The sequence below is a fragment of the Pseudomonas sp. CM27 genome (assembly GCF_013179515.1).
Taxonomy (GTDB): Bacteria; Pseudomonadota; Gammaproteobacteria; order Pseudomonadales; family Pseudomonadaceae; genus Aquipseudomonas.
The window spans coordinates 1-11516 of the sequence record NZ_JABMCN010000196.1 but is presented as its reverse complement, the minus strand read 5'-3'; the positions used below and the strand labels follow the sequence as shown (position 1 = coordinate 11516).

General features: G+C 63.2%; 10 protein-coding genes and 1 pseudogene. 5 read left to right on the top strand and 6 right to left on the bottom strand.

Annotated features, from left to right (window positions below; genetic code table 11):
- Positions 1–412: 412 nt before the first annotated feature.
- The gene (locus HP547_RS21350; protein WP_172287366.1) at positions 413–1129 is read right to left on the bottom strand and encodes an SIMPL domain-containing protein; all 717 of its coding nucleotides are present in this window, start codon (positions 1127–1129) and stop codon (positions 413–415) included.
- 201 nt (positions 1130–1330) lie between these two features.
- Between HP547_RS21350 and HP547_RS21345 the strand changes: the two genes are divergently transcribed.
- The 4 genes from HP547_RS21345 (at position 1331) to HP547_RS21330 (ending at position 5722) form a co-directional block, all read left to right on the top strand.
- Positions 1331–2587, top strand: a complete 1257-nt coding sequence (locus tag HP547_RS21345; RefSeq protein ID WP_172287365.1) for an ATP-binding protein — start codon at positions 1331–1333, stop codon at positions 2585–2587.
- The gene (locus tag HP547_RS21340) at positions 2587–3147 is read left to right on the top strand and encodes a response regulator transcription factor (protein ID WP_172218995.1); all 561 of its coding nucleotides are present in this window, start codon (positions 2587–2589) and stop codon (positions 3145–3147) included. The genes HP547_RS21345 and HP547_RS21340 overlap by 1 nt, the downstream gene beginning before the upstream one ends.
- 215 nt (positions 3148–3362) lie before the next feature.
- Positions 3363–4304 (top strand): AEC family transporter, encoded by a 942-nt coding sequence (locus HP547_RS21335; protein ID WP_172218997.1) that lies wholly within the window; start codon positions 3363–3365, stop codon positions 4302–4304.
- Positions 4305–4360: 56 nt separating this feature from the next.
- Positions 4361–5722, top strand: a complete 1362-nt coding sequence (locus tag HP547_RS21330) for an amino acid permease (RefSeq protein WP_172218999.1) — start codon at positions 4361–4363, stop codon at positions 5720–5722.
- 97 nt (positions 5723–5819) lie between these two features.
- On the opposite strand, the gene HP547_RS21325 is transcribed toward HP547_RS21330, so the two are convergent.
- The 5 genes from HP547_RS21325 to gatC form a co-directional block, all read right to left on the bottom strand.
- Entirely contained in the window at positions 5820–6863 is a 1044-nt protein-coding gene (locus HP547_RS21325) for a calcium/sodium antiporter (protein ID WP_172219015.1), read from the bottom strand.
- A 60-nt stretch (positions 6864–6923) separates the two neighbouring features.
- On the bottom strand, positions 6924–7298 hold the full coding sequence (locus HP547_RS21320) for a septal ring lytic transglycosylase RlpA family protein (protein WP_172219001.1): 375 nt from the start codon (positions 7296–7298) through the stop codon (positions 6924–6926).
- 153 nt (positions 7299–7451) lie between these two features.
- Positions 7452–8897, bottom strand: a complete 1446-nt coding sequence (gene gatB / locus HP547_RS21315; protein WP_172219003.1) for an Asp-tRNA(Asn)/Glu-tRNA(Gln) amidotransferase subunit GatB — start codon at positions 8895–8897, stop codon at positions 7452–7454.
- A gap of 11 nt (positions 8898–8908) precedes the next feature.
- Positions 8909–10360 carry an Asp-tRNA(Asn)/Glu-tRNA(Gln) amidotransferase subunit GatA gene (gatA, locus tag HP547_RS21310; RefSeq protein WP_172287364.1) on the bottom strand — a complete coding sequence of 484 codons (1452 nt, stop codon included), beginning with the start codon at positions 10358–10360 and terminating at the stop codon, positions 8909–8911.
- A gap of 15 nt (positions 10361–10375) precedes the next feature.
- Positions 10376–10663: an Asp-tRNA(Asn)/Glu-tRNA(Gln) amidotransferase subunit GatC gene (gene gatC / locus HP547_RS21305; RefSeq protein WP_172219007.1), complete on the bottom strand. Its 288-nt coding sequence runs from the start codon at positions 10661–10663 to the stop codon at positions 10376–10378.
- 204 nt (positions 10664–10867) lie between these two features.
- Between gatC and mreB the strand changes: the two are divergent.
- Positions 10868–11516 (top strand): annotated as a pseudogene (gene mreB, locus HP547_RS21300) (rod shape-determining protein MreB); the annotation flags it as partial.

The window sequence follows — 11516 nt, the reverse complement described above, 5'->3', positions numbered from 1 at the left end:
TGGACGCGGCAAGTGCCGACGGAGCACCGGTGAGCAGACCTGCGCCTAGCAGGAACGGAATGACTGCGTGTTTGAGCATGGTGGCCTCATTGTTGTCATTTTTCGATTGAGGTGGCCTCGTGAGCCGACCTGCGGATACTTATGCAGGGGGTGATCCCAATGCAACAGGCATAAGGATAGTTGGCGTCAGAAAAGTAGTACGAGCGTACATGGATGTCGCATCGGTATAACTTTCGGCGAAGTTAAACGTTTGCGCAGGCAAAATGATGGCATTTTGCTGGATGTTTCGAGGCGGGGATATTTGTAGGCGGCACCTTTATGGCGCGTAGGAAAGGTCTGAAAACACTTGATTTGGCGTTGACGCGGTCCCTGTGGGAGCGGGCGTGCCCGCTCCCACAGGGACTATGTGGCCTTACGGCATCTGCACTTCGATCAAACCATCAGCATTCATGCTCACTTCACTGGTCCCGGCTTCGATATCCGGCGCCGGCGCCGCTTCATCCGCGCCCATGGCCTTCATCGCCATTGGTGCACTGCGCATGTACGGGCGTGGGTAGCCGCTGCTGTTGAGGTTCAAGCTGACCACTTTGTAGCCCTTGCCGCCCAACGCCTCGGTGGCCAGTTGCGCGCGCGCCTTGAAGGCATCGACCGCATCCTTTAGCAGGGCGTCCTCGCTGGTCTTGCGCGTGGCCGGGGCGATGGAGAAGTCCATGCCGCCCATCTTCAATTCCTGCAGCAGGTCGGCGGTGAGCTGGGACAGGGCCGGGAAGTCGGCGCTTTCCAGTCGCAGTTCGGCGCGTTCGCGCCAGCCGGTGATCTTCTGGCCCTTGCTGTCATAGACCGGGTAGCTGTTGCGGCTGCCCTGGCTGATCTTCACGTCCTTGACCTGGCGCGACTGCTGCACCGCCTTGTTCATGGTTTCGGTGATCTGCTTGGCGAGCTTGCCCGGGTCGGTGTTCTGCGCTTCGCTGTACAGGGTCACGACCATCAGGTCGCGCGGCACTTCCTTGCTGACTTCGGCGCGCAGCGAAACCTGGTTGTAACGCGGTTCATCGGCGGCCAGCGCCGGCAGGCTGGCGAGCAGGCCGCAGGACAGGATCAGGGCGGCGCCGCGACGTGGGATTTGCATGGGGTACTCCTTGGCAATAAAAGGCGTGGGGTGTGGCCATCCATTCCACGCATGGCCAATCAGACCGGCAACAGTGTAGTGGGTTCAAAAGTGCCATCATGAAGCTGTGACAAAGTGTGGCGCTTTGCCGCAGCGCTGCAGCGAGGCCCCCGGCTTCGGTATACTCCAGCCGATTTTCTGGAGCACTCATCAGGAGAGCTCATGCTCGCTGCCGTACAACCGCTGTCCGCTACCCGCCAGAACCTCTGGCGCCTGACTGTCATTCGCGTACTGGTCCTGGCTGCCCAGGCCGGCTCCGTGGGTGTCGCCTACTGGACCGAACTGCTGCCGTTGCCCTGGCTGTCGCTGGCGGGCACGTTGGCCCTGTCGTCGCTGTTGTGTGCCTTCACGGCCCTGCGCCTGCGCCTTTCATTGCCCGTCACCGAAATGGAGTACGCCCTGCAGCTGGCCTGCGACCTGCTGATCCACAGCGCCTTGCTGTATTACTCCGGCGGGTCCACCAACCCGTTCGTCTCGTACTACCTGGTGCCGCTGGCGATTGCCGCAGTGACATTGCCCTGGCTGTACTCGCTGATTCTTTCCGGTATCGCCCTGACCGCCTACAGCATGCTGCTGGTGCAGTTCTACCCGCTCGAAGGCCTGCCCATGGCGCGCGACAAGATGCAGGTCTACGGCATGTGGCTGAGCATCGCCCTGGCCGCGGCAGTGATCACGTTCTTTGCTGCACGCATGGCCGAAGAGCTGCGCCGCCAGGAGCAGCTGCGTTCCGAGCGGCGTGAAGAAAGCCTGCGTGACGAGCAACTGCTGGCCGTGGCCACACAGGCTGCGGGTGCCGCGCACGAGCTGGGCACGCCCCTGGCGACCATGAGCGTACTGATCAACGAGATGCGCCAGGACCACACCGACCCTCTGCTGCAGGAGGACCTGCAGATCCTCCAGGACCAGGTCAAGTTGTGCAAGGAAACCCTGCAGCAGCTGGTGCGTGCCGCCGAAGCCAACCGCCGCCTGGCGGTGCAGGAGCAGGATGTGACCGCCTGGCTGGACGAGGCGCTGAACCGCTGGCACCTGATGCGCCCGGAGGCCAGCTACCGCTTCCAGCGCCTGCGTGACGGCCAGGTGCCGCGCCTGACCCCGCCGCCGGACCTGACCCAGGCGCTGTTGAACCTGTTGAACAATGCCGCAGATGCCTGCCCCGATGACCTGCAGGTGCACCTGGACTGGGACGCCCAGGACATCGTCATCAGCATCCGCGACCATGGCCCCGGCGTGCCGCCGGCCATTGCCGAAGCCATCGGCAAACCCTTCATTACCACCAAAGGCAAAGGCTTCGGCCTCGGCCTGTTCTTGAGCAAGGCCAGCGTGACCCGTGCGGGCGGTTCGGTGAAACTCTATAGTCATGAACAGGGTGGCACCCTGACCGAACTGCGCCTGCCTCATGGCAAGCGAGGAGATGAATGATGAGCGAAGAAAACCAGGTCGAAAGCGAAGAGCTGCCGCACCTGCTGCTGGTGGATGACGATGCCACCTTTACCCGGGTCATGGCACGTGCCATGAGCCGCCGCGGTTTCCGTGTAAGCACTGCCAGCTCTGCCGAAGAGGGGTTGATCCTGGCCCAGCAGGACCTGCCGGACTACGCCACGCTGGATCTGAAGATGGAAGGCGACTCAGGCCTGGTGCTGCTGCCCAAGCTGCTGGAGCTGGACCCGGAAATGCGCGTGGTGATCCTGACCGGTTACTCGAGCATTGCCACTGCGGTGGAAGCGGTCAAGCGCGGCGCCTGCAACTACCTGTGCAAACCGGCGGACGCCGACGATGTGCTGGCGGCGTTGCTGTCGGAGCATACCGACCTGGATACCCTGGTGCCGGAAAACCCGATGTCGGTAGACCGCCTGCAATGGGAGCACATCCAGCGCGTGCTGGGCGAGCACGAGGGCAATATCTCGGCCACCGCGCGCGCGCTGGGCATGCACCGGCGGACCTTGCAGCGCAAACTGCAGAAGCGCCCGGTCCGGCGCTGATTCATCTCGCCTGTACCGGCCTCATCGCCGGCAAGCCAGCTCCCACAGGGACGCCACTGGTTCCGAAACCTGTGCAGCACCTGTGGGAGCTGGCTTGCCGGCGATAGGGCCGGTACAGACAGAAATTTCTCTATAACACCCCGCGATCCCCGCAAATCCCGGCCGTTGGCGTATCATTGGCCACCTGACGGCAACCCCTCCAGGATCGCTTGCGCATGCTCGCCCTTCTTATCCAGACGCTGAACATCACGGCACCAGTCTTCGCCATGCTGTTCATGGGCGTACTGCTCAAACGCATTCACCTGATCGACGACAATTTCAACCGCGTCGCCTCGCAGCTGGTGTTCAACGTGTGCATGCCGGCACTGCTGTTCCTTGGCATCTACCACGCCGACCTGGCCTCGGCAGTCAAACCGGGGGTCATCCTCTATTTCATCGTCGCCACTCTGGTCGGCTTTGCCATCGCCTGGGGCATGGCCATCTGGCGCAGCCCGCTGGCCGATCGCGGCATTTATACCCAGGGCGCGTTCCGTGGCAACAACGGTGTGATCGGCCTGGCCCTGGCCGCCAGCCTGTATGGCGACTACGGCATCTCCCTGGGGGCGGTGCTCGCCGGCCTGGTCATCCTCATGTACAACTCGCTGTCGGCGGTGGTGCTGGCGGTATACAGCCCGGACCTCAAGTCCGACCCGTGGAGCATCTGCAAGAGCATTTTCAGCAACCCGCTGATCATCAGCGTGCTGGTGGCCGCGCCGATGGCTTACGGCCAGGTGCCGCTGCCCAACTGGCTGCTGACCTCGGGCGACTACCTGGCGCAGATGACCCTGCCGCTGGCACTGATCTGCATTGGCGGCACGCTGTCGCTGGCGGCGCTTCGCGACAGCGGCAGGCTGGCCGTGGATGCCAGCCTGGTGAAGATGGCCTGGCTGCCCCTGCTTGGCACACTGGGTGCGTGGTTGTGCGGCTTCCGCGGGGCGGAACTTGGCATCCTGTTCCTGTACATCGGCAGCCCGACCGCAGCGGCAAGCTACGTGATGGCGCGGGCGGCCAATGGCAATCATGAACTGGCGGCGTCGATCATCGTCATTACAACGCTAATGGCGGCGATCACCACCAACGTTGGTATTTTCATCTTGCAGTGGGGCGGATGGATCTAGATCCTTGACTGCAAATAACAGCAACAACACTGCCTCACTGAGCTAAAGGACACTTCATGCAAGACCAGAGCACGCCCGAGCGGTTACAGCGCGGGCTGAAGAATCGCCATATCCAGTTGATCGCGCTGGGCGGGGCCATTGGTACCGGTTTGTTCCTGGGCATCGCCCAGACCATCCAGCTGGCTGGCCCCTCCGTACTGCTGGGCTATGCCGTCGCCGGCCTGATGGCCTTCCTGATCATGCGCCAGTTGGGCGAGATGGTGGTCGAAGAGCCGGTAGCCGGCAGCTTCAGTCACTTCGCCCACCAGTACTGGAGCGAGTTCGCCGGCTTCGTCTCGGGGTGGAACTACTGGGTGGTGTATGTGCTGGTCGGCATGGCCGAGCTGACGGCGGTCGGCATCTACGTGCAGTACTGGTGGCCCGACTTCCCCACCTGGGCCACGGCAGCAATCTTCTTCGTGGCGATCAACCTCATCAACCTGACCCAGGTAAAGGTCTATGGCGAGATGGAGTTCTGGTTCGCCCTGGTCAAGGTGGTAGCCATCGTCAGCATGATCGGCTTTGGCGCCTGGCTGCTGACCAGCGGCCATGGCGGCCCGGATGCCAGCGTAGCCAACCTGTGGCAGTACGGCGGCTTCTTCCCTAACGGCGTCAGCGGCCTGGTCATGGCCCTGGCGGTGATCATGTTCTCGTTCGGTGGCCTGGAGCTGGTGGGCATTACCGCCGCCGAGGCCGACAACCCGCGCCAGAGCATCCCCAAGGCCACCAACCAGGTGGTCTACCGCATCCTGATCTTCTACATCGGTGCCCTGGCCGTATTGCTGTCGCTGTACCCGTGGCAGAAGGTGGTGCAGGGCGGCAGCCCGTTCGTGATGATTTTCCACGAGCTGGACAGCGATCTGGTAGCAACCATCCTCAACATCGTGGTGCTGACCGCCGCGCTGTCGGTGTACAACAGCTGCGTATACGCCAACAGCCGCATGCTGTTCGGTCTGGCCAGCCAGGGCGATGCGCCGCGCCAGTTGCTGAAAGTAAGCCGTAGCGGTGTACCGCTGACTGCGCTGGGCGTGTCCGCCTTCGCCACCGGCCTGTGCGTGCTGATCAACTACCTGATGCCGGGGGAGGCGTTTGGCTTGCTGATGGCGCTGGCAGTGTCGGCACTGGTGATCAACTGGGCGAGCATCAGCATCACCCACCTGAAGTTCCGCAAGGCCAAGCTGGCAGCGGGGATAACCCCGTTCTACAAGAGCCTGGGGCATCCGCTGACCAACTACCTGTGTCTGGCGTTCATCGTGCTGATCCTGGTGGTGATGTACCTGACCCCGCCGATCCGGATTTCGGTGATGCTGATTCCGGGGTGGATTGCCGTGCTGTGGGTGGCTTTCAAGTTGAAGAAGGGTCGGCAGGTTCGGCGGTAGATCTTTAGCGCCTGTGAGATCGAGCGCCGCCCGCGCGGCGCTCGATCTCACGGGCGATGCAACGCTAAAGGCATGCGCATTGTGGCCCTGACGCAACTCAATGCTGCCGCCGCCATGCCCGCACGGTCGTGTACAACAACACAAACGCCAGCACCGGCAGCACATAAAACAGCATCAGCTTTTCCAGGCGTCCCGCCAGCGGCATGCCCATGGTAAAGGCTGCCACGTGCAGGCCATAAGCCAGGTACAGGCAGAGAAACACCAGGCCTTCGGCGCGGGTGATCCGGTAGCCGGAATAGAACACCGGCAGGCTCAGCACCGCCACGCCGAGCATCACCGGCAGGTCGAAGGCCAGGGCGTTGGGCGAGATCGACAGTGGCTCTGGGGTAACCAGCGCGGTCAGCCCCAGCACCGCCAGCAGGTTGAACAGGTTGCTGCCGATCACCGTACCTACGGCGATTTCCCGCTCACCCCGCAGGGCGGCAACCAGCGCTGCGGCCAGTTCCGGCAGGGAGGTGCAGATGGCGACGACCGTCAGGCCGATGATGCGCTCGGACAGGCCCAGATCGGTAGCCACCTCCACCGCGGCATCCAGCAACAGGTGGCCTGCCAGGCTCAGCAGCCCCAGGCCGGCCAGCACCAGCAGCAACGTCCCTGACCAGAAGCGCCGGGCGCTTGCCTTGACGGTGTCCGGGGCGGGATAGGTGCGCGCGTAGTGGCGGGACTGGTGCCAGAGCATTACCAGATAGCCGGCCAGGCCCAGCAGTAGCAGCCCGCCTTCGACCCGACCCAGATGGCCGTTGGCAGACAGCCCGTACACCAGCGCACTGGCGATGATCATCAGCGGGATATCCAGGCGCACCAGCTGGCGCGAAACTCGCAGCGGGATGATCAACGCTGCCAGGCCGAGAATGACCAGCACGTTGAAGATATTGCTGCCGATAACGCTGCCTACCGCCACGTCGGGCGCGCCCTGGTAGGCGGCCTGCAGGCTCACGGTCAGCTGTGGTGCGGTACTGCCGAAGGCCACCAGGCTGAGGCCGATGATCAGCGGGCGTACATGAAGGCGCTGTGCCAGGCGCAGCGCGGCGCGCACCAGCAGTTCGGCGCCGCCTACCAGCAACAGCAGGGCAATGCCCAGTTGCAGCAGGCTGAAAGTGGGAAGGGTGGCGAGGTCGAAAATGGTCGGACTCCTGTCGCGTCAGTCGCTAAGCCCTTGTACCCGTACGCGCGCCGTTCCGCTACGGAGCATGCCGATTTTTTCTGCTGCGGCACGTGACAGGTCGATCAGGCGGCCACGCGTATGCGGGCCACGGTCATTGATGCGCACCACCACACTGCGCTGGTTGGCGGTATTGGTGACCAGCACGCGGCTACCGAATGGCAGGCTGCGGTGGGCGGCGGTGAGGCCATGCTGGTTGAACGGTTCGCCGCTGGCAGTGCGTTTGCCATGGTGGCGTGAGCCGTAATAGGAAGCGGTGCCGGTCTTGTCGTAACCGCGGGGGTCGATGTCATGGCTGGCGCAGCCGGCCAGGAAGGAAAACAGGGCGAGGGTGCCGAGGGATCGTTTCAACAAGTTCTTGCTCCGATGCTGCGGTTGGGGCCGCTGTGCGGCCCATCGCCGGCAAGCCAGCTCCCACAGTTACAGCGCTGCCCTCTAGGGCGATCCTGTACCTGTGGGAGCTGGCTTGCCGGCGATCGAGGGCAAAGCCCTCGCCGCTTTTTCAGCTCACCCTTCGAGCTTGGCCTTGAGCAATTGGTTCACCTGCCCCGGGTTGGCCTTGCCTTTGGACGCTTTCATCGCCTGGCCGACGAAGAAGCCGAACATCTTGCCCCGCTTGGCCTCGTCGGCTGCGCGGTACTGTTCGACCTGCTCGGCGTTGGCTGCCAGCATTTCGTCGAGCATCTTGTCGATCGCACCGGTATCGGTGACCTGTTTCAGGCCTTTGCTCTCGATGATGCTGTCGGCATCGCCTTCACCGGCAGCCATGGCCTCGAACACGGTCTTGGCGATCTTGCCGCTGATGGTGTTGTCGCGGATACGCAGCAGCATGCCGCCCAGCTGTGCGGCGCTGACCGGCGCCTGGTCGATTTCCACGCCCAGCTTGTTCAGCAGGCTGCCCAGCTCGACCATGACCCAGTTGGCAGCCAGCTTGGCGTCGCCGCCGATCTTCACCACTTCTTCGAAGTAGTCCGCCTGTTCGCGGCTGGAGGCCAGCACGTTGGCGTCGTAGGCCGACAGGCCGTACTGGCCCTGGAAGCGCTCGACCTTTTGTGGCGGCAGCTCCGGCAGGCCGGCGCGAATGGAAGCGAGGAAGCTGTCCTCGATCACCACCGGCAGCAGGTCCGGGTCGGGGAAGTAACGGTAGTCGTTGGCTTCCTCCTTGCTGCGCATCGAGCGGGTCTCGTCCTTGTTCGGGTCGTACAGGCGGGTTTCCTGCACCACCTTGCCGCCGTCCTCGATCAGGTCGATCTGGCGCTGGATCTCGGTGTTGATCGCACGCTCGATGAAGCGGAACGAGTTGACGTTCTTGATTTCGCAGCGGGTACCGAACTCCACCTGGCCCTTCGGGCGGATCGACACGTTGCAGTCGCAACGCAGCGAGCCTTCGGCCATGTTGCCATCGCAGATGCCCAGGTAGCGCACGAGTGCGTGGATCGCCTTGACGTAGGCCACCGCTTCCTTGGCGCTGCGCATGTCAGGCTCGGAGACGATTTCCAGCAGCGGGGTGCCGGCGCGGTTCAGGTCGATGCCGGTGGAGCCGCTGAAGTCTTCGTGCAGGCTCTTGCCGGCGTCTTCTTCCAGGTGCGCGCGGGTTACCCCGATGCGCTTGATGGTGCCGTCTTCGAGGGCGATGTCCAGGTGGCCCTTGCCGACGATCGGCAGGTCCATCTGGCTGATCTGGTAGCCCTTGGGCAGGTCAGGGTAGAAGTAGTTCTTGCGCGCGAATACGTTGCGCTTGCCGATTTCGGCATCGATCGCCAGGCCGAACATGCACGCCATGCGCACGGCTTCCTGGTTCAGTACCGGCAGTACGCCGGGCATGCCCAGGTCTACCAGGCTGGCCTGGGTGTTCGGCTCGGAGCCAAAGGTGGTGGCGCTGCCGGAGAAGATCTTCGACTGGGTGGCGAGCTGAGTGTGGATTTCCAGCCCGATCACAACTTCCCATTGCATGTGTGAACTCCTCAGAAGCCGTTGGGGGCGCGGGTGTGCCAGTCGGTCACTTGCTGGTAGCGGTGCGCGACGTTGAGCAGGCGGCCTTCCTGGAAGTACGGCGCCAGCAGCTGTACGCCGACCGGCAGGCCGTCGACGAAGCCGGCTGGCATCGACAGGCCCGGCAGGCCCGCCAGGTTGGCAGTGATGGTGTAGACGTCCTCGAGGTAGGCGGCGACCGGGTCGCTGCTCTTGGCGCCGAGCTTCCAGGCCGGGTTTGGCGTGGTCGGGCCGAGGATCAGGTCGACGTCGTCAAAGGCGGCCATGAAGTCGTTCTTGATCAGGCGGCGGATCTGCTGGGCCTTCACGTAGTAGGCATCGTAGTAGCCGGCCGACAGGGCGTAGGTGCCCACCATGATGCGACGCTGTACTTCCACGCCGAAGCCTTCGCCACGGGAACGCTTGTACAGGTCGGTGAGGTCCTTGGGTTCCTCGCAGCGGTAGCCGAAACGCACGCCGTCGAAACGCGACAGGTTGGAGGACGCCTCGGCCGGGGCGATCACGTAATAAGCCGGAATGGCATGCTGCATGTTCGGCAGGCTGATTTCCTTGACCACTGCACCGAGCTTTTCCAGCTCCTTTACGCTGGCCTGGACCAGATCGGCGATGCGCGGGTCGAGGCCTGCGCCGAAGTACTCCTTCGGCAGGCCGATGCGCAGGCCCTGCAGCGAGGCATTGAGGTTGGCGCTGTAGTCCGGCACCGGCTCTTCGATGCTGGTGGAGTCCTTGGCGTCGAAACCGGCCATGCCTTGCAGCAGCAGGGCGCAGTCTTCGGCAGTGCGGGCCAGCGGGCCACCTTGGTCGAGGCTGGAGGCATAGGCGATCATGCCCCAGCGCGAAACACGACCGTACGTCGGTTTCAGGCCGGTGAGGTTGGTCAGTGCCGCGGGCTGGCGGATCGAGCCCCCGGTGTCGGTGCCGGTGGTGGCCGGCAGCAGGCGCGCGGCCACTGCCGCCGCCGAGCCACCGGACGAGCCGCCCGGGACGTGCTCGAGGTTCCACGGGTTCTTCACCGCGCCGTAGTGGCTGGATTCGTTGGCCGAACCCATGGCGAACTCGTCCATGTTGGTCTTGCCCAGGGTGACCATGCCGGCTTCGGCCAGCTTGGCGACCACGGTGGCGTCGTAGGGCGCCTTGAAGTTGTCGAGCATCTTCGAGCCGCAGCTGGTGCGTACGCCGTTGGTGCAGAACAGGTCCTTGTGGGCGATTGGCGCACCCAGCAGCGCACCGCTTTCGCCTGCGGCACGACGGGCGTCGGCGGCACGCGCCTGGCCCAGGGCCAGGTCTTCGGTGACGCTGATGAAGCTGTTGATTTGCGGGTCGAGCTGCTTGATGCGCGCCAGCAGGGCGCCGGTCAGCTCTTCGGATGAAAACGACTTGTCGGCGAGTCCGCGGGCGATCTCGGCCAGGGTCAATTGATGCATGGCAGGCTCTATCCCTTACTCGATGACTTTGGGAACCAGGTACAGACCGTTTTCGGTCGATGGCGCGATCGCCTGGTAGGTGTCGCGCTGGTTGCTTTCGGTGACCTGGTCGGGACGCAGGCGCTGGCTGGCCTCCAGGGGGTGGGCCAAGGGCTCGATGCCGGTGGTGTCGACCGCTTGCATCTGGTCGACGAGCCCGAGAATGCTGTTCAGGGCATCGGTAATGCGTGGCAGTTCGCCATCATTCAGGCCCAGTCGGGCCAGATGGGCGATCTTTTCCACGTCGCAGCGTTCAAGCGCCATGGTGATCTCCAGGGGAAACAAAGAACGGAATGATGTCCGTGGTGAGGAACATGTCAGCTTTCTGGCGGTCTAACGGCCGCGATCATCTGCTGGCGTGCTCGGAAAAACAGCCAATTTAACATATTGGCTCCTTGCCCAAAATCCCTGCCATTGTTAGAGTTTGCCGCACTTTTTTACCCACGCTTTCCCCAGGGTCACTTTCCCATGTTCAAGAAACTGCGTGGCATGTTTTCCAGCGATCTTTCCATCGACCTGGGTACTGCCAACACCCTTATTTACGTGCGTGAGCGCGGTATCGTCCTGAATGAGCCCTCGGTTGTTGCCATCCGTACCCATGGCAACCAGAAAAGCGTCGTCGCCGTCGGTACCGAAGCCAAACGCATGCTGGGCCGTACGCCTGGCAATATTGCTGCCATTCGTCCGATGAAGGACGGCGTCATCGCCGACTTCAGCGTTTGCGAAAAAATGTTGCAGTATTTTATCAACAAGGTCCACGAGAACAGCTTCCTGCAGCCAAGCCCGCGCGTGCTGATCTGTGTGCCGTGCAAGTCCACCCAGGTAGAGCGCCGCGCCATTCGCGAGTCGGCGCTGGGTGCCGGTGCGCGTGAAGTGTTCCTGATCGAAGAACCCATGGCGGCGGCGATCGGTGCCGGCCTGCCGGTTGAAGAAGCCCGTGGTTCGATGGTCGTGGATATCGGTGGCGGTACCACTGAAATCGCCCTGATCTCGCTGAACGGTGTGGTCTATGCCGAGTCCGTCCGCGTTGGCGGCGACCGCTTCGACGAAGCCATCGTCACCTACGTGCGCCGCAACTACGGCAGCCTGATCGGCGAATCCACCGCCGAGCGCATCA

Bases quoted from the DNA above. Each gene is read 5' to 3' on its own strand.
- gatA (WP_172287364.1), bottom strand. From the start codon at position 10,360: ATGCATCAATTGACCCTGGCCGAGATCGCCCGCGGACTCGCCGACAAG.
- HP547_RS21340 (WP_172218995.1), top strand. From the start codon at position 2,587: ATGAGCGAAGAAAACCAGGTCGAAAGCGAAGAGCTGCCGCACCTGCTG.
- HP547_RS21350 (WP_172287366.1), bottom strand. From the start codon at position 1,129: ATGCAAATCCCACGTCGCGGCGCCGCCCTGATCCTGTCCTGCGGCCTG.
- HP547_RS21345 (WP_172287365.1), top strand. From the start codon at position 1,331: ATGCTCGCTGCCGTACAACCGCTGTCCGCTACCCGCCAGAACCTCTGG.
- gatB (WP_172219003.1), bottom strand. From the start codon at position 8,897: ATGCAATGGGAAGTTGTGATCGGGCTGGAAATCCACACTCAGCTCGCC.
- gatC (WP_172219007.1), bottom strand. From the start codon at position 10,663: ATGGCGCTTGAACGCTGCGACGTGGAAAAGATCGCCCATCTGGCCCGA.
- HP547_RS21330 (WP_172218999.1), top strand. From the start codon at position 4,361: ATGCAAGACCAGAGCACGCCCGAGCGGTTACAGCGCGGGCTGAAGAAT.
- HP547_RS21335 (WP_172218997.1), top strand. From the start codon at position 3,363: ATGCTCGCCCTTCTTATCCAGACGCTGAACATCACGGCACCAGTCTTC.